The organism is Streptomyces sp. NPDC053493, assembly GCF_044544825.1.
Lineage (GTDB): Bacteria > Actinomycetota > Actinomycetes > Streptomycetales > Streptomycetaceae > Streptomyces.
Genome location: NZ_JBITXS010000001.1, coordinates 385971 through 405374, shown reverse-complemented (window position 1 = coordinate 405374; position 19404 = coordinate 385971). Strand labels below are relative to the sequence as shown.

18 protein-coding genes are annotated in these 19404 nt (G+C 70.1%); all 18 read left to right on the top strand.

Annotated features, from left to right (window positions below):
* Positions 1-242: 242 nt before the first annotated feature.
* The 18 genes from thrB (at position 243) to atpD (ending at position 19360) form a co-directional block, all read left to right on the top strand.
* On the top strand, positions 243-1160 hold the full coding sequence (gene thrB / locus ACIGO8_RS01775; protein ID WP_399722724.1) for a homoserine kinase: 918 nt from the start codon (positions 243-245) through the stop codon (positions 1158-1160).
* 460 nt (positions 1161-1620) lie between these two features.
* Positions 1621-3669: a transcription termination factor Rho gene (gene rho / locus ACIGO8_RS01770; protein ID WP_399722723.1), complete on the top strand. Its 2049-nt coding sequence runs from the start codon at positions 1621-1623 to the stop codon at positions 3667-3669.
* Positions 3670-3888: 219 nt separating this feature from the next.
* Positions 3889-4980 (top strand): LCP family protein, encoded by a 1092-nt coding sequence (locus ACIGO8_RS01765; RefSeq protein ID WP_399722721.1) that lies wholly within the window; start codon positions 3889-3891, stop codon positions 4978-4980.
* Between the two features lie 143 nt (positions 4981-5123).
* On the top strand, positions 5124-5348 hold the full coding sequence (rpmE, locus tag ACIGO8_RS01760) for a 50S ribosomal protein L31 (protein ID WP_030761597.1): 225 nt from the start codon (positions 5124-5126) through the stop codon (positions 5346-5348).
* A gap of 96 nt (positions 5349-5444) precedes the next feature.
* Positions 5445-6521, top strand: coding sequence for a peptide chain release factor 1 (prfA, locus tag ACIGO8_RS01755; protein ID WP_399722720.1), 1077 nt, complete (start codon positions 5445-5447; stop codon positions 6519-6521).
* A 38-nt stretch (positions 6522-6559) separates the two neighbouring features.
* A complete protein-coding gene (gene prmC, locus ACIGO8_RS01750; RefSeq protein WP_399722718.1) occupies positions 6560-7405 on the top strand; it encodes a peptide chain release factor N(5)-glutamine methyltransferase in 846 nt (281 codons plus the stop codon).
* 43 nt (positions 7406-7448) lie between these two features.
* Positions 7449-8096 carry an L-threonylcarbamoyladenylate synthase gene (locus tag ACIGO8_RS01745; protein ID WP_399722715.1) on the top strand — a complete coding sequence of 216 codons (648 nt, stop codon included), beginning with the start codon at positions 7449-7451 and terminating at the stop codon, positions 8094-8096.
* Entirely contained in the window at positions 8093-8746 is a 654-nt protein-coding gene (locus ACIGO8_RS01740; RefSeq protein ID WP_399722713.1) for a protein-tyrosine-phosphatase, read from the top strand. Before ACIGO8_RS01745 ends, ACIGO8_RS01740 begins: the two co-directional genes overlap by 4 nt.
* Positions 8747-9101: 355 nt before the next feature.
* Positions 9102-10349 (top strand): serine hydroxymethyltransferase, encoded by a 1248-nt coding sequence (gene glyA, locus ACIGO8_RS01735; protein WP_399722711.1) that lies wholly within the window; start codon positions 9102-9104, stop codon positions 10347-10349.
* A gap of 107 nt (positions 10350-10456) precedes the next feature.
* Positions 10457-11824, top strand: coding sequence for an MraY family glycosyltransferase (locus ACIGO8_RS01730; RefSeq protein ID WP_399722709.1), 1368 nt, complete (start codon positions 10457-10459; stop codon positions 11822-11824).
* 262 nt (positions 11825-12086) lie between these two features.
* Positions 12087-12500, top strand: coding sequence for a hypothetical protein (locus ACIGO8_RS01725; protein ID WP_399722707.1), 414 nt, complete (start codon positions 12087-12089; stop codon positions 12498-12500).
* A gap of 225 nt (positions 12501-12725) precedes the next feature.
* Positions 12726-13535: a F0F1 ATP synthase subunit A gene (gene atpB / locus ACIGO8_RS01720; RefSeq protein ID WP_399722705.1), complete on the top strand. Its 810-nt coding sequence runs from the start codon at positions 12726-12728 to the stop codon at positions 13533-13535.
* Positions 13536-13625: 90 nt separating this feature from the next.
* Positions 13626-13859 carry an ATP synthase F0 subunit C gene (gene atpE, locus ACIGO8_RS01715; protein WP_010474382.1) on the top strand — a complete coding sequence of 78 codons (234 nt, stop codon included), beginning with the start codon at positions 13626-13628 and terminating at the stop codon, positions 13857-13859.
* A 40-nt stretch (positions 13860-13899) separates the two neighbouring features.
* Positions 13900-14445 carry a F0F1 ATP synthase subunit B gene (locus ACIGO8_RS01710; protein ID WP_399722704.1) on the top strand — a complete coding sequence of 182 codons (546 nt, stop codon included), beginning with the start codon at positions 13900-13902 and terminating at the stop codon, positions 14443-14445.
* Complete coding sequence (locus ACIGO8_RS01705; RefSeq protein ID WP_399722703.1) at positions 14442-15257, top strand: F0F1 ATP synthase subunit delta; 816 nt, start codon at positions 14442-14444, stop codon at positions 15255-15257. The genes ACIGO8_RS01710 and ACIGO8_RS01705 overlap by 4 nt, the downstream gene beginning before the upstream one ends.
* 130 nt (positions 15258-15387) lie before the next feature.
* Positions 15388-16983: a F0F1 ATP synthase subunit alpha gene (gene atpA, locus ACIGO8_RS01700; RefSeq protein WP_399722701.1), complete on the top strand. Its 1596-nt coding sequence runs from the start codon at positions 15388-15390 to the stop codon at positions 16981-16983.
* Between the two features lie 20 nt (positions 16984-17003).
* A complete protein-coding gene (locus tag ACIGO8_RS01695; protein ID WP_399722700.1) occupies positions 17004-17921 on the top strand; it encodes a F0F1 ATP synthase subunit gamma in 918 nt (305 codons plus the stop codon).
* On the top strand, positions 17921-19360 hold the full coding sequence (gene atpD / locus ACIGO8_RS01690) for a F0F1 ATP synthase subunit beta (protein WP_399722698.1): 1440 nt from the start codon (positions 17921-17923) through the stop codon (positions 19358-19360). The genes ACIGO8_RS01695 and atpD overlap by 1 nt, the downstream gene beginning before the upstream one ends.
* Positions 19361-19404 lie beyond the last annotated feature (44 nt).

Here is a 19404-nt window from a genome sequence, read left to right as displayed (position 1 = left end):
TTCTGACCCGGCGTCAAAGCCGATCAGGAACCTACATAGGCGCACAGGTTGGCGCGCGACACGCATCGTGCGCCTCCTGTGCGCCCTATGTCGCCACAGAACCTTCCTTCGATAGGCTGTACCGAACCCGCCCCGCCGCATATGCGCGGTGTCGTTGCCGTTGTCGCCCGTGAGGCACGCGGCCCCCGGGTTCTCCGTACGTCCTCCGAACCACCTCGCACGTCAAGGAGTGTCATCGAGCGATGGCCGGTCCAGCGTTCCGCGCCGCCGCCGTACGGGTGCGCGTTCCCGCCACCAGCGCCAACCTCGGCCCGGGCTTCGACGCCTTCGGCCTGTCGCTGGGTCTCTACGACGACGTCGTCGTCCGGGTCGCCGACTCCGGGCTGCACATCGACATCGCGGGAGAGGGCGCCGAAAACCTCCCGCGCGACGAGAGCCACCTGCTCGTCCGCTCCCTGCGCACGGCCTTCGACCTGCTCGGCGGGCAGCCGCGCGGCCTCGAGGTCGTCTGCGCCAACCGCATCCCGCACGGCCGCGGCCTGGGCTCCTCCTCCGCCGCCATCTGCGCCGGCATCGTGGCCGCCCGCGCCGTGACCATAGGCGGCGACGCCCGGCTCGACGAGACGGCCCTGCTCGAACTCGCCACCGAGATCGAGGGCCACCCGGACAACGTCGCGGCCTGTCTGCTCGGCGGCTTCACGCTCGCCTGGACCGAGGCCGGCGCCGCCCGGGCGATCAGGATGGATCCCTCGGATTCCATCGTTCCGGTGGTTTTCGTGCCCGGGAAGCCCGTCCTGACCGAGACCGCCCGCGGCCTGCTGCCCCGCACGGTCCCGCACGTGGACGCCGCGGCCAACGCCGGCCGCGCCGCGCTGCTCGTCGAGGCCCTGACCAGGCGCCCCGAGCTGCTGCTCGCGGCCACCGAGGACCGGCTGCACCAGGAGTACCGGGCCCCGGCGATGCCGGAGAGCATCGCCCTTGTGAACCGGCTGCGGGCGGACGGAGTGCCCGCGGTCATCTCCGGCGCGGGCCCGACGGTGCTCGCGCTGGCGGAGCACGGGACGGCCGACAAGGTCGCCCTGCTCGCCGGCGAGGGCTGGGCCGCGAACCGGCTCGACCTCGACATGCCGGGGGCGAGCGTCCTGCCGCTCGCGCCCTGACACGAGGCCGTACGGCCGGCCGCCCGCGCAGGCGGCCCGTACGGCCCCGCCCGCGCGGTCTCGGAGCCGGGGGCCGCGCGGACACGAGAGATTGCCGGTGACGGAGAGGGGGAATGTTTGTTGGAGCCGGTAGTGTTAACCTCAAGTCTGCACCCGACGTCTTCGAGGCGCGGTGCTGAGTGTCCCCATCCGGGACCGCCAATTCTTCCGGGAGCCTCCTCCACTGCCTGAGCAGCCTGCCTGAGCAGTTTCGAGCACGCTCCGGAACCGGCACGACACCCCTCGCTCCTCTCCGGTGAGGGCCGAGCGGGGGCCTCGGGCCGGACCCAGCATTTCTCTCTCTCCGCCGTACCCGGCGGGACCACCGCCCCGACACGGTCCACCAAGCAGGACCGCTGCCGGACAGCACAACCGGTCGCCGAGCCAGATGGCCGACGTCCGCTCCAGGGAAGGACCCTTCGTGAGCGACACCACCGATCTGATGGGCGTGACTGCCGACAACAGCGTCGACACCGCCGCGCCCGCCGCAGGTGCTGCCACTGGCACCACCGCACGGCGCCGCCGCTCCGGCACCGGCCTCGAGGGCATGGTCCTGGCCGAGCTGCAGCAGGTCGCGTCCGGCCTCGGCATCAGGGGCACCGCGCGGATGCGCAAGAGCCAGCTGATCGAGGTCATCAAGGAGGCGCAGGCCGGGGGCGCCCCGGCCGGCTCCGCCGCGCCCGCCGCCACGTCCGGCGAGGCCGCCGAGACCAAGCCGAAGCGCCGCGCCACCTCCAAGGCCCGTACGGGCGAAGCCGCGGCCGACGCCGCGCCGAAGGCCGAGAAGTCCGAGCCGGTCGCCCAGCAGCAGATCGAGATCCCGGGCCAGCCGGCCTCCGACGACGCCCCGGCCGGTGAGCGCCGCCGTCGTCGCGCCACCGCCCCCGCCGGTTCGCCGGAAGGCGCCGAGGGCAAGGGCGAGGCGGCCCCGGCCGCCGTCAAGACCGAGGCCCGCGCCGAGGCGCGTACCGAGGCCAAGACCGACACGCAGGCCGACGCCAAGGCCGAGGGCGCCGTCGACAGCGCCGAGGGCCGCGGCCGTCGCGACCGCGGTGAGCGGGGCGAGCGCGGTGACCGCCGCGACCGTCGCGACCGTCAGCGCGAGCGCGGCAAGGGCGACGAGCAGGGCGGTGGCCAGGGCGGCCAGCGCAAGGAGCGCCAGGGCCAGGGCCAGGGCCAGGGCCAGCAGGGCGGCGGTCAGCAGGCCGGCGGCCCGCAGGACGAGGACGACTTCGAGGGCGGCCGGCGCGGCCGGCGCGGGCGCTACCGCGACCGTCGTGGCCGTCGCGGCCGTGACGACTTCGCGAGCGGCGAGCCGCAGGTCTCCGAGGACGACGTCCTGATCCCGGTCGCGGGCATCCTCGACATCCTCGACAACTACGCCTTCATCCGGACCTCCGGCTACCTGCCCGGCCCGAACGACGTGTACGTGTCCCTCGCCCAGGTCCGCAAGAGCGGCCTGCGCAAGGGCGACCACGTCACCGGTGCCGTGCGCCAGCCGAAGGAGGGCGAGCGCCGCGAGAAGTTCAACGCGCTGGTGCGCCTCGACTCGGTCAACGGCATGGCGCCGGAGTCCGGCCGCGGCCGCCCCGAGTTCAACAAGCTCACGCCGCTCTACCCGCAGGACCGCCTCCGTCTGGAGACCGACCCGGGCGTGCTGACCACGCGGATCATCGACCTCGTGTCGCCGATCGGCAAGGGCCAGCGCGGTCTGATCGTGGCCCCGCCGAAGACCGGCAAGACCATGATCATGCAGGCGATCGCCAACGCGATCACCCACAACAACCCCGAGTGCCACCTGATGGTCGTCCTGGTCGACGAGCGTCCGGAAGAGGTCACCGACATGCAGCGGTCGGTCAAGGGCGAGGTCATCTCCTCGACCTTCGACCGCCCGGCCGAGGACCACACCACGGTCGCCGAGCTGGCCATCGAGCGCGCCAAGCGCCTCGTGGAGCTGGGTCACGACGTGGTCGTCCTGCTCGACTCCATCACCCGCCTGGGCCGCGCGTACAACCTCGCGGCGCCCGCCTCCGGCCGCATCCTGTCCGGTGGTGTCGACTCGACCGCGCTCTACCCGCCGAAGCGCTTCTTCGGTGCCGCGCGCAACATCGAGGACGGCGGCTCGCTGACCATCCTGGCCACCGCGCTGGTCGACACCGGCTCGCGCATGGACGAGGTGATCTTCGAGGAGTTCAAGGGCACCGGCAACATGGAGCTCAAGCTCGACCGGAAGCTCGCCGACAAGCGCATCTTCCCGGCCGTCGACGTCGACGCCTCGGGTACGCGCAAGGAGGAGATCCTGCTCGGCAGCGAGGAGCTCTCCATCACCTGGAAGCTGCGTCGCGTGCTGCACGCGCTCGACCAGCAGCAGGCGATCGAGCTGCTGCTCGACAAGCTGAAGCAGACGAAGTCGAACGCGGAGTTCCTGCTCCAGATCCAGAAGACGACGCCCGGCGCCAACAACGACTGAACCTCGTCGCGACGCCGAGAGCCTCGTCACACGACGTGAGGCGGGCCCCCTGCCCGTCAACCCGCCGTGACCTGCGTGAACGACCGCGCCCACCGTGTCCGTACGGTGGGCGCGGTCGTGTTCACGGGCGCTCGTCCGTCCAAACCTCACAGGCTCCTATGCAACCCTTTCGGGTGCTTTGCCGTCACACAAGGTGAACCATAGGGCTGAGGGAAGACGATGACCGAGCAGACCAGGAGCGGCCGAATACGGGCCACCGGCCGCCGCCGCAAGCCGCCCGCCAAGGGCCGCCGTGCGGCGGCCGTCGCCGCGTGGAGCGCCGCCGTGCTCGTCCTCGTCGGCGGCTCCGGACTCGGCTACGTCTACTTCAAGCTCAACGGCAACCTGCAGGGCGTCGACATCAACGGCCAGCTCGGCAAGGACCGCCCCGAGAACGTCGACAACGGCTCGATGGACATCCTCGTCCTCGGCTCCGACTCCCGCTCCGGCGCCAACCGCGCCTACGGCAAGGACGAGGGCGGAGCCCGCTCCGACACCGCGATGGTCGTGCACGTCTACGAGGGCCACAAGAAGGCCTCCGTGGTCTCCATCCCGCGCGACACCCTCATCGACCGGCCCGCGTGCGTGAACGGCGACGGCGGGACCGTCGCCGCCGAACACCGGGCGATGTTCAACACCGCGTACGAGGTCGGCGGCCCGGCCTGCGCCGTCAAGACCGTCGAGTCGATGTCCGGCATCCGCATGGACCACTACGTCGAGGTCGACTTCACCGGCTTCAAGAAGCTCATCGACCAGCTCGGCGGCGTCGAGATCACCACCACCAAGCCCATCGAGGACGCGAAGAGCCACCTCGACCTGCGGCCCGGCACCCACACCCTCGACGGCGAGCAGTCCCTCGGCCTGGTCCGCACCCGCAAGAGCGTCGGCGACGGCAGCGACCTCGGCCGCATCCAGCTCCAGCAGGCCTTCATGAAGGCCTTCCTCGACCAGGTGAAGAGCGTCGGCGTCTTCTCCAGCCCGAAGAAGCTGCTCGACCTCGCCGACACCGCGACCAAGGCCGTCACGCCCGACTCCGAGCTGGACTCCGTCAACGAGCTGATGGGCTTCGCCAAGGGCCTCGCGGGCCTCGGCGCCGACGACGTCCACATGATCACCATGCCGGTCGAGTACGACCCGCGGGACCCCAACCGCGTCGTGCCGCTCGAGGCGCAGGCCAAGCAGGTCTGGGCGGCCCTCAAGGCGGACCGGCCGATTCCCGCCTCGGCGACCAAGGACGCCGCCACCGGCCAGGCCGAGGGCCTGGTCCAGTAGCACGGCGAGAGCCAGGAATAGTTCCGGCCCGACCCCGGTTTTGGGAGATGCGGCCGGTCCTGGCAGACTGGTACGTCGGCCCCGGTTCACGCACGCGCATCCCGCGCGGGCGACCCGGAGCCCTCCCGGAACTAGGAGACACCTTGAAGCGCGAGATCCACCCCGAGTACGTCGAGACCCAGGTCAGCTGCACCTGTGGCGCGTCGTTCACCACCCGTAGCACCCTCACCGAGGGCACCATCCGTGCCGAGGTCTGCTCCGAGTGCCACCCGTTCTACACGGGCAAGCAGAAGATCCTCGACACCGGCGGCCGCGTCGCCCGCTTCGAGGCCCGCTTCGGCAAGGCTGCCGGCTCCGCCAAGAAGTAGCGAGCCACTGCGCCGGTCTTCGGCTGCCCCTGCGCGGGGCGGCCGGGACCGGCGCTTTGCCGTCCCGTAGCAACTTACGAAACCCAGGAGCCCCCGATGTTCGAGGCGGTCGAGGAACTGGTCGGCGAACACGCCGACCTCGAGAAGAAGCTCGCCGACCCTTCGGTCCACGCCGACCAGGCCAACGCGCGCAAGCTGAACAAGCGGTACGCGGAGCTGACCCCGATCGTCGCCACCTACCGCTCCTGGAAGCAGACCGGTGACGACATCGAGACCGCCCGCGAACTGGCGCACGACGACCCGGACTTCGCGGCCGAGGTGAAGGAGCTGGAGAAGCAGCGCGAGGAGCTCACCGAGAAGCTCCGCCTGCTCCTGGTCCCGCGGGACCCCAGCGACGACAAGGACGTCATCCTGGAGATCAAGGCCGGCGCGGGCGGCGACGAGTCCGCCCTGTTCGCCGGCGACCTGCTGCGGATGTATCTGCGCTACGCCGAGCGCGTCGGCTGGAAGACCGAGATCATCGACGCCACCGAGTCCGAACTCGGCGGCTACAAGGACGTCCAGGTCGCCGTGAAGACCAAGGGCGGCAACGGCGCCACCGAGCCCGGCCAGGGCGTCTGGGCGCGACTGAAGTACGAGGGCGGGGTGCACCGCGTGCAGCGCGTGCCCGCCACCGAGTCGCAGGGCCGCATCCACACCTCCGCGGCCGGCGTGCTCGTCACGCCGGAGGCCGAGGAGGTCGACGTCGAGATCCACGCCAACGACCTGCGCATCGACGTCTACCGCTCGTCCGGCCCCGGCGGCCAGTCCGTCAACACGACCGACTCCGCCGTCCGCATCACGCACCTGCCGACCGGCATCGTCGCCTCCTGCCAGAACGAGAAGAGCCAGCTCCAGAACAAGGAGCAGGCCATGCGCATCCTGCGCTCCCGGCTGCTCGCCGCGGCCCAGGAGAAGGCCGAGGCCGAGGCCGCCGACGCCCGCCGCAGCCAGGTCCGCACCGTCGACCGCTCCGAGAAGATCCGTACGTACAACTTCCCGGAGAACCGCATCTCGGACCACCGCGTCGGCTTCAAGGCGTACAACTTGGACCAGGTGCTCGACGGCGAGCTCGACGCCGTCATCCAGGCGTGCGTGGACGCCGACTCCGCCGCCAAGCTCGCTGCCGCGTAAGACCTTGTAGAGCCCCACCCGCACCACGGAGGACCAGCGTGAACCTGCTGCTTGCCGAGGTGGCCCAGGCCACCCAGCGGCTGGCCGACGCCGGCGTTCCCTCACCGCGTTTCGACGCCGAGGAGCTCGCCGCGTTCGTGCACGGCGTCAAGCGGGGGGAGCTGCACAACGTCAAGGACGCGGACTTCGACGCCCGCTACTGGGAGGCGATCGCGCGCCGCGAGGCGCGCGAGCCGCTCCAGCACATCACCGGCCGGGCGTTCTTCCGCTACCTGGAGCTCCAGGTGGGTCCCGGCGTGTTCGTGCCGCGCCCCGAGACCGAGTCGGTCGTCGGCTGGGCCATAGACGCCGTGCGCGCCATGGACGTCGTCGAGCCGCTGATCGTCGACCTGTGCTCCGGCTCCGGCGCCATCGCGCTGGCCATGGCCCAGGAGGTGCCGCGCTCGCGGGTGCACGCCGTGGAGCTGTCCGACGACGCGCTGGTGTGGACCCGTAAGAACGCCGAGGGCTCGCGCGTCACCGTCCACCACGGCGACGCGCTGACCGCGCTGCCCGAGCTCGACGGCCAGGTCGACCTGGTCATCTCCAACCCGCCCTACATCCCGCTCACCGAGTGGGAGTACGTGGCGCCCGAGGCCCGCGACCACGACCCGGAGATGGCCCTGTTCTCCGGCGAGGACGGCCTCGACACCATCCGCGGCATCGAGCGCACGGCGCACCGGCTGCTGCGGCCCGGCGGGCTCGTCGTCGTCGAGCACGCGGACACCCAGGGCGGCCAGGTGCCGTGGATCTTCAACGAGGAGGCCGGCTGGACGGACGCCGCCGACCACCCCGACCTGAACAACCGGCCGCGCTTCGCGACCGCCCGCAAGGCGACACCATGACCACGCAGACCACGCACGACGTCGACGAGGAGGACCGGGACTGATGGCTCGGCGATACGACTGCAACGAGGCGACGGACCGCGCGACGGGTCTGCGTGAGGCCGCGTCCGCCGTACGCCGCGGCGAGCTGGTCGTGCTGCCCACCGACACCGTGTACGGGATCGGGGCGGACGCCTTCAGCTCGGAGGCCGTCGCGGACCTGCTGGCCGCCAAGGGCCGCGGCCGCAACATGCCGACGCCCGTGCTCATCGGCTCCCCGAACACGCTGCACGGTCTGGTCACCGACTTCTCCGAGATGGCCTGGGAGCTCGTCGACGCGTTCTGGCCGGGCGCGCTGACGCTGGTCGCCCGGCACCAGCCGTCGCTCCAGTGGGACCTCGGCGACACCCGCGGCACCGTCGCGATCCGGATGCCGCTGCACCCGGTCGCGATCGAGCTGCTCACGGAGGTCGGCCCGATGGCCGTGTCCTCGGCGAACCTGACCGGACACCCGGCGCCCGAGGACTGCGACGCGGCGCAGGGCATGCTCGGCGACGCCGTGTCCGTCTACCTCGACGGCGGTCCGACGCCCGGCATCGTGCCGTCGTCGATCGTCGACGTGACGGGCAAGGTGCCGGTGCTGCTGCGCGAGGGAGCGCTGTCGGCCGAGGAGCTCCGGAAGGTGGTACCCGACCTCGAGGTGGCCCCGTGACCGCCCCTGAGGGGCGTGGCATAGCGGGGCACGAGTACGACGGCAGTACCTTCCGCATCCTCCACGTCAGCACCGGCAACGTCTGCCGCTCGCCGATCACCGAGCGGCTGACCCGGCACGCCCTGATCGACCGGCTCGGCGACCCGCTGGGCGGCGGCCTGATCGTGGAGAGCGCGGGCACCTGGGGCCACGAGGGCGCCCCGATGGAGAGCAACGCGGAGCAGGTCCTCGCGGACTTCGGCGCGGACTACAGCGGCTTCACGGGCCGCGAACTCCTCGACGAGCACGTCATCCGCGCCGACCTGGTCCTCACCGCGACCCGCGACCACCGCGCGCAGGTCATCTCGATGGGCCACTCGGCGGGTCTGCGCACGTTCACGCTGAAGGAGTTCACCCGGCTCGTCCGGGCGATAGATCCGGCCACGCTGCCGGACCCGCTGGGCACCAACGGCACGGTGGCCCGCGCCCGCGCCCTGGTCCGCGCCGCCGCCGCTCTCCGCGGGTGGCTGCTGGCCCCGTCGGCCGAGGCGGACGAGGTCAACGACCCGTACGGCGCCCCGATCACCTTCTTCCGCTCCATCGGCGACGAGATCCAGGAGGCGCTGGATCCGGTGGTGACGGCGCTGACGGGTGTGTCGGCGCGGCGCTGACCTCGCGACGGCCGGGTCCACCGCCGGACGGAGTCCGGCACAGCGTCCCGAAGCCTGTGAGGCCCCCAGGGGCCGAGCAGTGCGAGGGGCGCGTCGAGGAGGGGGGCTCCAGGAGGCGCTGGATCCGGTGGTGACGGCGCTGACGGGCGTGTCGGCCAGGCGCTGACGGGCGTGTCGGCGCGGCGCTGACGGGTGTGTCGGCCAGGTGGGAGACGCGTGTGTCGGCCAGGTGGTAGACGGGGTTCCGCCAGGCGGAGTGCGGCGCGGTGGCCCGGGCCGCCTTCGCGAGGCGGGGGCGGGCCGGGGTGCCTACAGTGGGTTTCTGGCCATCCATGACGCCCGCTCGGAGTGCCCCATGCCGGTCACCGCTCCTCCCGAAGCAGAGTTCGACGTGCTGCGCCGACAGGATCCCGAGGTCGCCGACGTGCTGCTCGGGGAGGCACGGCGGCAGGGGGACAGCCTGCAGCTGATCGCCGCGGAGAACTTCACCTCGCCCGCCGTGCTCGCCGCGCTCGGGTCGCCGCTCGCCAACAAGTACGCCGAGGGCTATCCGGGCGCCCGGCACCACGGCGGCTGCGAGTACGCCGACGCCGCCGAGCGGCTGGCCGTCCAGCGGGCCACCGCCCTCTTCGGGGCCGAGCACGCGAACGTCCAGGCGCACTCCGGCTCCTCCGCCGTCCTCGCGGCGTACGCGGCGCTGCTGCGGCCCGGCGACACCGTGCTCGCCATGGGCCTGACGTACGGCGGACACCTCACGCACGGCTCGCCCGCCAACTTCTCGGGCCGCTGGTTCGACTTCGTCCCGTACGGCGTCGACGCCGAGAGCGGGCTCGTCGACTACGAGCAGGTCGCCGCCCTCGCCCGGCACCACCGCCCGAAGGCGATCGTCTGCGGCTCCATCTCCTATCCCCGCCACCTCGACTACGCGGTCTTCCGGGCGATCGCCGACGAGGTCGGTGCCTATCTCATCGCCGACGCCGCCCACCCGCTCGGCCTCGTCGCCGGCGGCGCGGCGCCCAGCCCCGTCCCGTACGCCGACGTCGTCTGCGGCACCACCCACAAGGTGCTGCGCGGCCCGCGCGGCGGTCTGCTCCTGTGCGGTGCCGAGCTCGCCGAACGGGTGGACCGGGCGGTGTTCCCGTTCACGCAGGGCGGCGCGCAGATGCACACCATCGCCGCCAAGGCCGTCGCCTTCGGCGAGGCGTCCACTCCCGCCTTCACCGCGTACGCCCATCAGGTGGTCGAGCACGCCCGCGTCCTCGCCGACGCGCTCGCCGCCGAGGGCTTCGCGGTGACCACCGGCGGCACCGACACCCACCTCATCACCGCCGACCCGGCGCCGCTGGGCGTCGACGGCCGCACCGCCCGGGCCCGGCTCGCCGCCGCCGGCATGGTGCTCGACACCTGCGCCCTGCCGTACGGCGACGGGCGCGGGATCCGGCTCGGCACGGCGGCCGTCACCACGCAGGGCATGGGGGCGCCAGAGATGGCGAGAATTGCGGCGTTGTTCACCTCGGCGCTACGGGACGACCCGGAGGAGACGGCCCGGGTACGGGCCGAAGTACGCGCGCTGACCGGGCGTTTTCCCCCGTATGGCCGGTAAAGAGCCCCCGACCGGAACCGTTCCGGGCCCCCGTGTGTCCTCGACCATGGGGGCGGCCCGGCTAGGGTGTGGGGCTGAGATGGCCAGCGATTCCTGTGGGGCAGCCCGTGCGTGATTACCTGCTGACGCTCTGTGTCACGGCCGCGGTGACCTATCTGCTGACCGGTCCGGTGCGGAAGTTCGCCATCGCGACCGGCGCGATGCCGGAGATCCGCGCCCGCGACGTGCACCGAGAACCGACTCCGCGGCTCGGCGGCATCGCCATGTTCTTCGGGCTGTGCGCGGGACTCCTGGTCGCCGACCACCTGCAGAACCTCAACAGCGTCTTCGAGCTGTCCAACGAGCCCCGCGCGCTGCTGTCCGGCGCCGCCCTGATCTGGCTGATCGGCGTCCTCGACGACAAGTTCGAGCTGGACGCGCTGATCAAGCTGGGCGCGCAGATGATCTCCGCGGGCGTGATGGTGATGCAGGGTCTGACGATCCTGTGGCTGCCCATTCCCGGCGTCGGCACGGTCGCCCTCACCCAGTGGCAGGGCACGCTGCTCACGGTCGCCCTGGTGGTGCTCACCATCAACGCGGTGAACTTCGTCGACGGTCTCGACGGCCTCGCCGCCGGCATGGTGTGCATCGCCGCCGCCGCCTTCTTCCTCTACGCGTACCGGATCTGGTTCGGCTACACGATCGAGGCGGCCGCTCCCGCGACGCTGTTCGCCGCGATCCTGATGGGCATGTGCCTCGGCTTCCTGCCGCACAACATGCACCCGGCGCGGATCTTCATGGGCGACTCGGGCTCGATGCTGATCGGTCTGATCCTGGCCGCGTCCGCCATCTCCATCACGGGTCAGGTCGACCCGGACGCGCTGAAGATCTTCGAGGGTTCGACGAAGGCGGCCACGCACGCGGCCCTGCCGGTCTTCATCCCGCTGGTGCTGCCGCTGACCATCATCGCGATCCCGATGGCCGACCTGGTGCTGGCCATCGTGCGCCGGACGTGGAAGGGCCAGTCGCCGTTCGCGGCGGACCGCGGGCACCTGCACCACCGGCTCCTGGAGATCGGCCACTCGCACAGCCGCGCGGTGCTGATCATGTACTTCTGGTCGGCGCTCATCGCCTTCGGGACGCTGGCCTATTCGGTCCACTCGACGTCGATGTGGATCGTGCTCGCGGTGGTCTTCCTGAGCGCGGTCGGTCTGGTGCTGCTCCTGCTGCCGCGCTTCTCGCCGCGTGCCCCGCGCTGGGCGGAGTCGGTCGTGCCGCCGCGCTACCGCCGCCGCAGGACCGCGCCCGCGTCCGCTTCCGCCTCCGCCGCCCTGTCGGCGGCCGGGCCGGAGTCCGCCGCCCTGCCGGCGGGTGCCGTGGCCGCCCCGGCGGCCGCGGGGGAGTCCGTACGCGTGCCCGCCGGGGTCAACGGCTCGACCGCCATCGGTCACCGTTCGCGCTTCACCGACCGGAGTAAGGCCGGAGCGCGCGGTTGACGAAAGCCGCATCGGGGCCCAATACCAGACAAGCCGCCTCGCTGTCGTGCACACACGCGCGCGGTCACACTCACGTGTGACAGTTGGCACACCACACGGGTAAAGACCTATTCAAATAGTTTGTGATACGGTTCACGAGACCCGGCGACAGTGCCGAAAGACCGTAGTGCGACGGTTCTTCGGCCCCGAGACCCACCTCGGACCGGGCTTACGCTCGTCCATGACGACACCATCGCCCCCTCCAGCAAGCGGAGACACCGCCATGCCGTCCAACGACGCACGCACCCTGCTGCACACCGCCGTACCCACCGCGGCCGTCGGCGCACTCGCCACGGTCATCAGCGGTGTCGTCGCCGGTGGCAAGGGCGCGCTCGGCGCCGTCGTCGGCACCGCGGTCGTGATCCTCTTCATGGGCATCGGGCTGGTGGTTCTGCAGCGGACGGCGAAGAAGCTTCCGCAGCTGTTCCAGGCCATGGGGCTGATGCTCTACGTGGCCCAGCTGCTGGTGCTCTTCATCTTCCTGGCCTTGCTGAAGGACACCTCGGCGTTCGACTTCAAGGCCTTCGCCTTCACGCTGCTCGCCACCACCATCGTGTGGGTCGCCGCCCAGGCCCGGGCCTACATGAAGGCCAAGATCATGTATGTCGACCCCGAGAACACGGGGCCGAAGTCGTGAAGGGTAGGGCCGGGATAAAGGCGCGTTCGGCTTCCTGCTATCGTCCGGTGCCAACTGCGGCACTGCGGGCGCGGGCATCCGAAGCGGCGCCTGTCCCAGCGCGAGGCTCGATGCCGAACCGCCGCCCCCTTATCCGTAAGACCAGTCCAGTGCCGACCCGCGGCTGCGTGCCGCGCCGACACAACGAGGTTGCCGTACCTATGCGCCACGCTGAAGGAGCCCGCGGTGAGTGCTGACCAGACGCTTGCCTTCGACCCGGATTGCCACATCTTCACCGGATGTGGCTTCCCGGCGCCGGGCCTGCACACGTTCATGTACGAGCCCATCTTCACCGTGGGCAGCTTCGAGTTCACCAAGCCGATGCTGCTCGCCATCCTGGGTTCGATCGTGGTCGTCGGCTTCTTCTGGGCCGCCTTCAACAAGCCCAAGCTGATCCCCGGCAAGATGCAGATGGTCGGTGAGGCCGGCTACGACTTCGTGCGCCGCGGCATCGTCTACGAGATCATCGGCAAGAAGGACGGCGAGAAGTACGTCCCGCTGATGGTGTCGCTGTTCTTCTTCGTCTGGATCATGAACCTGTGGTCGATCATCCCGGTCGCCCAGTTCCCGGTCACCTCGCTGATCGCCTTCCCGGCGGCCCTCGCGCTGATCGTCTACGTGCTCTGGATCTCGCTGACCTTCAAGAAGCACGGCTTCGCCGGCGGCTGGAAGAACATCGTCGGCTACGACAAGTCGCTCGGCCCGATCCTTCCCCTGGTCGTCGTCCTCGAGTTCTTCTCGAACCTGCTCATCCGGCCCTTCACGCACGCGGTCCGACTGTTCGCGAACATGTTCGCCGGTCACCTGCTCATCGTGATGTTCTCGCTGGCCACCTGGTACCTCATGAACGGCCTGGGCTTCGTCTACGCCGGCGCCTCGTTCGTGATGGTCCTCGTCATGACCGCCTTCGAGCTCTTCATCCAGGCCGTCCAGGCGTACGTCTTCGTCCTCCTGGCCTGCAGCTACGTCCAGGGCGCGCTCTCCGAGCACCACTGAGCCGGCCCGGCAGCAGCACACTCTCCCCCTACCAACAGTCGTCCGGTGGCCAACCCCCACCGGGTCCTTGAAAGAGAAGGAAGAACCGGCATGTCCGCTCTCGAGACTCTCGCCGCCGTCAACGGAAACGTCGCCTCCATCGGCTACGGCCTCGCGGCCATCGGCCCCGGCGTCGGCGTCGGCATCATCTTCGGTAACGGCACCCAGGCCCTCGCCCGTCAGCCCGAGGCGGCCGGCCTGATCCGTACCAACCAGATCATGGGTTTCGCCTTCTGTGAGGCGCTCGCCCTCATCGGCATCGTCATGGGCTTCGTCTACAAGTAAATCGCTCTGACAGCCCAACCTTTTTACGGAAGGCACTGATGTGAACGCTCTGCTTCTTGCGGAAGCGGCGGAGGAGCAGCCTCCGCTCATCCCGCATCTCGACGAGCTCGTCATCGGCCTGATCGCCTTCGTCATCGTCTTCGGCTTCCTCGCCAAGAAGCTCCTCCCGAACATCAACAAGGTTCTGGACGAGCGCCGTGAGGCCATCGAGGGTGGCATCGAGAAGGCCGAGTCGGCCCAGATCGAGGCTCAGAGTGTGCTGGAGCAGTACAAGGCTCAGCTCGCCGAGGCCCGCCACGAAGCCGCACGTCTCCGCCAGGAGGCGACGGAGCAGGGCACCGCGATCATCCAGGAGATGAAGGCGGAAGGCCAGCGCCAGCGCGAGGAGATCGTCGCGGCCGGTCACGCCCAGATCGAGGCCGACCGCAAGGCCGCGTCCGCCGCGCTGCGTCAGGACGTGGGCAAGCTCGCCACCGACCTGGCCGCGAAGCTGGTCGGCGAGGCCCTCGAGGACCACGCCCGCCAGAGCCGCACCATCGACCGCTTCCTCGACGAGCTCGAGGAGAAGGCCGAGGCCGTCCGATGAACGGAGCGAGCCGCGAGGCACTGGGTGCCGCACGCGAGGCCCTCGACGCGCTGACCGACAACACGTCGGCGGACGCCGGCAAGCTCGCGGGCGAGCTGGCCGCGGTCACCGCCCTCCTCCACCGCGAGGTGTCGCTGCGTCGGGTCCTGACCGACCCGGCGCAGTCGGGCGAGGCCAAGGCCGAGCTCGCGCAGCGACTCCTGACCGGTCAGGTGGGCGGCGAGACCGTCGACCTGGTCTCCGGAATGGTGCGCTCCCGCTGGTCGCAGTCGCGCGACCTGGTCGACGCGGTCGAGGAGCTGGCGAACACCGCCGACCTCACCGCGGCCCAGAAGGCGGGCGCCCTCGACGACGTCGAGGACGAGCTGTTCCGCTTCGGCCGGATCGTCTCCTCCAGCACCGAGCTCCGCTCGGCGCTGACGGACAAGACCGCGAAGGCCACGGCCAAGGGCGAGCTGCTCGGCAGCCTGCTCGGCGGCAAGGCCAACCCGGTCACCGAGCGGCTGGTCGTCCGTCTGGTGACCCAGCCGCGGGGACGTAGCCTGGAAGCGGGACTCGAGTCCCTGTCCAAGCTCGCCGCGGCGCGCCGGGACCGGATGGTCGCGGTCGTCACCTCGGCGGTGCCGCTGAGCGACCAGCAGAAGCAGCGCCTCGGTGCCGTTCTGGCCAAGCTGTACGGCCGCCAGATGCACCTGAACCTGGACGTGGACCCCACGGTCCTCGGCGGGATCACGGTGCGGGTCGGTGACGAGGTCATCGACGGCACCATCGCGGAGCGCCTCGACGAGGCGACCCGCCGCCTGGCCGGCTGACCTCGGCCACAACTCAACAAGCATGACCAGCGGCCCGGTTGGGCCGTGCAGAGATTGCAGAAGATTCCTGGGGGTCGCCCCCAGACCCCCTAAGAAACTTCGGGCCCAACAAGGAGAGCAGGGAACCCAGATGGCGGAGCTCACGATCCGGCCGGAGGAGATCCGGGACGCGCTGGAGAACTTCGTCCAGTCGTACCAGCCGGACGCGGCCTCGCGCGAGGAGGTCGGCACGGTCAGCCTGGCCGGCGACGGTATCGCGAAGGTCGAGGGTCTTCCCTCGGCCATGGCGAACGAGCTGCTGAAGTTCGAGGACGGCACCCTCGGTCTCGCCCTCAACCTCGAGGAGCGCGAGATCGGTGCGATCGTCCTCGGCGAGTTCAGCGGCATCGAGGAGGGGCAGTCGGTGCAGCGCACCGGCGAGGTCCTCTCCGTCGGTGTCGGTGAGGGCTACCTGGGTCGCGTCGTCGACCCGCTCGGTAACCCGATCGACGGTCTCGGCGAGATCGCGACCGAGGGCCGCCGCGCCCTCGAGCTGCAGGCCCCCGGCGTCATGCAGCGCAAGTCGGTCCACGAGCCGATGGAGACCGGCTACAAGGCTGTCGACGCCATGACCCCGGTCGGCCGTGGTCAGCGTCAGCTGATCATCGGTGACCGTCAGACCGGCAAGACGGCGCTGTGCATCGACACGATCATCAACCAGCGCGACAACTGGCGCTCGGGCGACGTGAACAAGCAGGTCCGCTGCATCTACGTCGCCGTCGGCCAGAAGGGCTCCACCATCGCCGCGGTCCGCGGTGCCCTGGAGGAGGCCGGTGCGCTCGAGTACACGACGATCGTCGCCGCCCCGGCGTCCGACCCGGCCGGCTTCAAGTACCTGGCGCCGTACACCGGTTCGGCCATCGGTCAGCACTGGATGTACCAGGGCAAGCACGTCCTGATCGTCTTCGACGACCTGTCGAAGCAGGCCGACGCCTACCGCGCCGTGTCGCTGCTGCTGCGCCGCCCGCCGGGCCGCGAGGCCTACCCGGGTGACGTCTTCTACCTGCACTCCCGTCTGCTGGAGCGCTGCGCGAAGCTGTCCGACGAGCTGGGCGCCGGCTCGATGACCGGTCTGCCGATCGTCGAGACCAAGGCCAACGACGTCTCGGCGTTCATCCCGACCAACGTCATCTCCATCACCGACGGCCAGTGCTTCCTGGAGTCCGACCTGTTCAACGCCGGCCAGCGTCCGGCCCTGAACGTCGGTATCTCGGTCTCGCGTGTCGGTGGCTCCGCCCAGCACAAGGCGATGAAGCAGATCTCCGGCCGCCTTCGCGTGGACCTGGCCCAGTTCCGTGAGCTGGAGGCGTTCGCCGCCTTCGGTTCCGACCTGGACGCCGCCTCCAAGGCGCAGCTGGAGCGCGGTCAGCGCATGGTCGAGCTGCTCAAGCAGGCTCAGTACCAGCCGATGCCGACCGAGAACCAGGTCGTCTCCATCTGGGCCGGTACCACCGGCAAGATGGACGACGTCCCGGTGGCCGACATCCGCCGCTTCGAGGCCGAGCTCCTGGCGTACCTGCGCCAGAACCACTCGGGCCTCATGACCTCCATCCGTGAGGGCGGCAAGATGTCGGACGACACGCTGCAGTCCGTCGCCGACGCGATCGCGGAGTTCAAGAAGCAGTTCGAGACCTCTGACGGCAAGCTGCTCGGCGAGGACGCCTCCGCCGTCAACGTCTCGAAGTGACGACGGAAGGGACCTGACTCATGGGAGCGCAGCTCCGGGTCTACAAGCGTCGCATCAAATCCGTCACCGCGACGAAGAAGATCACCAAGGCGATGGAGATGATCGCCGCCTCGCGCGTCGTCAAGGCGCAGCGCAAGGTGCAGGCGTCGACTCCGTACGCGACCGAGCTCACCCGCGCGGTGACCGCGGTGGCCACGGGCGCCAACGACAAGCACCCGCTGACCACCGAGGCGGAGAACCCGACCCGCGCCGCGGTCCTGCTCCTCACGAGCGACCGCGGTCTGGCCGGCGCCTTCAACTCCAACGCCATCAAGGCGGCGGAGCAGCTCATCAAGAAGCTGGAGGGCGAGGGCAAGGCGGTCGACATCTACGTCGTCGGTCGTCGTGGCGTCGCGCACTTCAACTTCCGTGAGCGCAAGCTGGCCGACTCGTGGACCGGCTTCACGGACGAGCCGACGTACGCGGACGCCAAGAAGATCGGCGAGCCGCTGATCGAGGCGATCGAGAAGGACACGGCGGAGGGCGGCGTGGACGAGCTCCACATCGTCTACACCGAGTTCGTCTCGATGATGACGCAGACGGCGGTCGAGGCCCGACTGCTGCCCCTCAGCCTCGACGAGGTGGCGAAGGAGGCGGGCGAGCAGGACACGCTCCGTCCGCTGTACGACTTCGAGCCGTCGGCGGAGGACGTCCTCGACGCCCTCCTGCCGCGCTACGTCGAGAGCCGGATCTACAACGCGCTGCTTCAGTCCTCGGCCTCGAAGCACGCCGCCACGCGGCGCGCGATGAAGTCGGCGACCGACAACGCGGGTGAGCTGATCACCAACCTCACCCGACTTGCCAACGCGGCCCGCCAGGCCGACATCACCCAGGAAATCAGCGAGATCGTCGGTGGCACCGCAGCCCTGGCCGACGCGACCGCGGGGAGTGACAAGTAATGACGACCACTGTTGAGACGGCCGCCGCCACGGGCCGCGTCGCCCGGGTCATCGGCCCGGTCGTCGACGTGGAGTTCCCCGTCGACGCGATGCCGGAGATCTACAACGCGCTGAACGTCCAGGTGCCGGACCCGTCCGGTGAGGGCACCAAGACGCTGACCCTCGAGGTCGCGCAGCACCTCGGTGACGGCCTGGTCCGCACCATCTCCATGCAGCCCACCGACGGTCTGGTCCGCCAGGCCCCGGTGACCGACACGGGCTCCGCCATCACGGTCCCCGTCGGTGACGTCACCAAGGGCAAGGTGTTCAACACCCTGGGCGAGGTCCTCAACGAGGACCCGGCCACCGTCGCGGGCGCCGACCGCTGGGCGATCCACCGCAAGGCCCCGGCCTTCGACCAGCTCGAGTCCAAGACCGAGATGTTCGAGACCGGCCTGAAGGTCGTCGACCTCCTCACCCCGTACGTCAAGGGTGGAAAGATCGGTCTGTTCGGTGGTGCCGGTGTCGGCAAGACCGTTCTGATCCAGGAAATGATCATGCGTGTGGCGAAGCTGCACGAGGGTGTGTCGGTCTTCGCGGGCGTCGGTGAGCGCACCCGTGAGGGCAACGACCTCATGGTCGAGATGGAGGAGGCCGGCGTTCTCGACAAGACCGCGCTGGTCTTCGGCCAGATGGACGAGCCCCCGGGCACCCGTCTGCGCGTGGCCCTCGCCGGTCTGACCATGGCGGAGTACTTCCGCGATGTGCAGAAGCAGGACGTGCTGTTCTTCATCGACAACATCTTCCGCTTCACCCAGGCCGGTTCCGAGGTGTCGACCCTGCTCGGCCGCATGCCCTCCGCGGTGGGCTACCAGCCGAACCTGGCCGACGAGATGGGTCTCCTCCAGGAGCGCATCACCTCGACCCGTGGTCACTCGATCACCTCGATGCAGGCGATCTACGTCCCCGCCGACGACCTCACCGACCCGGCGCCGGCGACCACCTTCGCCCACCTCGACGCGACGACGGTTCTCTCCCGTCCGATCTCCGAGAAGGGCATCTACCCGGCCGTGGACCCGCTGGACTCCACGTCCCGGATCCTGGACCCGCGCTACATCGCGCAGGACCACTACGACGCCGCCATGCGCGTCAAGGGCATCCTGCAGAAGTACAAGGACCTCCAGGACATCATCGCGATCCTCGGTATCGACGAGCTGAGCGAGGAGGACAAGCTCGTTGTCCACCGCGCCCGCCGTGTCGAGCGCTTCCTGTCCCAGAACACCCACGCGGCGAAGCAGTTCACCGGTGTGGACGGTTCGGACGTTCCGCTCGACGAGTCGATCGCCGCGTTCAACGCGATCTGCGACGGTGAGTTCGACCACTTCCCGGAGCAGGCCTTCTTCATGTGTGGTGGTCTCGAGGACCTCAAGAAGAACGCCAAGGAGCTCGGCGTCTCCTGAGCCTCGTGCTCGCCTGAGGGGGGCGGGATCGGTCCCGCCCCCCT

What these genes read in the sequence shown, in the direction of transcription:
- ACIGO8_RS01765 (WP_399722721.1), top strand. Translation starts at nt 3,889, where the DNA reads ATGACCGAGCAGACCAGGAGCGGCCGAATACGGGCCACCGGCCGCCGC.
- thrB (WP_399722724.1), top strand. Translation starts at nt 243, where the DNA reads ATGGCCGGTCCAGCGTTCCGCGCCGCCGCCGTACGGGTGCGCGTTCCC.
- ACIGO8_RS01705 (WP_399722703.1), top strand. Translation starts at nt 14,442, where the DNA reads ATGAACGGAGCGAGCCGCGAGGCACTGGGTGCCGCACGCGAGGCCCTC.
- ACIGO8_RS01745 (WP_399722715.1), top strand. Translation starts at nt 7,449, where the DNA reads ATGGCTCGGCGATACGACTGCAACGAGGCGACGGACCGCGCGACGGGT.
- prfA (WP_399722720.1), top strand. Translation starts at nt 5,445, where the DNA reads ATGTTCGAGGCGGTCGAGGAACTGGTCGGCGAACACGCCGACCTCGAG.
- atpA (WP_399722701.1), top strand. Translation starts at nt 15,388, where the DNA reads ATGGCGGAGCTCACGATCCGGCCGGAGGAGATCCGGGACGCGCTGGAG.
- atpE (WP_010474382.1), top strand. Translation starts at nt 13,626, where the DNA reads ATGTCCGCTCTCGAGACTCTCGCCGCCGTCAACGGAAACGTCGCCTCC.
- atpD (WP_399722698.1), top strand. Translation starts at nt 17,921, where the DNA reads ATGACGACCACTGTTGAGACGGCCGCCGCCACGGGCCGCGTCGCCCGG.
- glyA (WP_399722711.1), top strand. Translation starts at nt 9,102, where the DNA reads ATGCCGGTCACCGCTCCTCCCGAAGCAGAGTTCGACGTGCTGCGCCGA.
- ACIGO8_RS01725 (WP_399722707.1), top strand. Translation starts at nt 12,087, where the DNA reads ATGCCGTCCAACGACGCACGCACCCTGCTGCACACCGCCGTACCCACC.
- ACIGO8_RS01695 (WP_399722700.1), top strand. Translation starts at nt 17,004, where the DNA reads ATGGGAGCGCAGCTCCGGGTCTACAAGCGTCGCATCAAATCCGTCACC.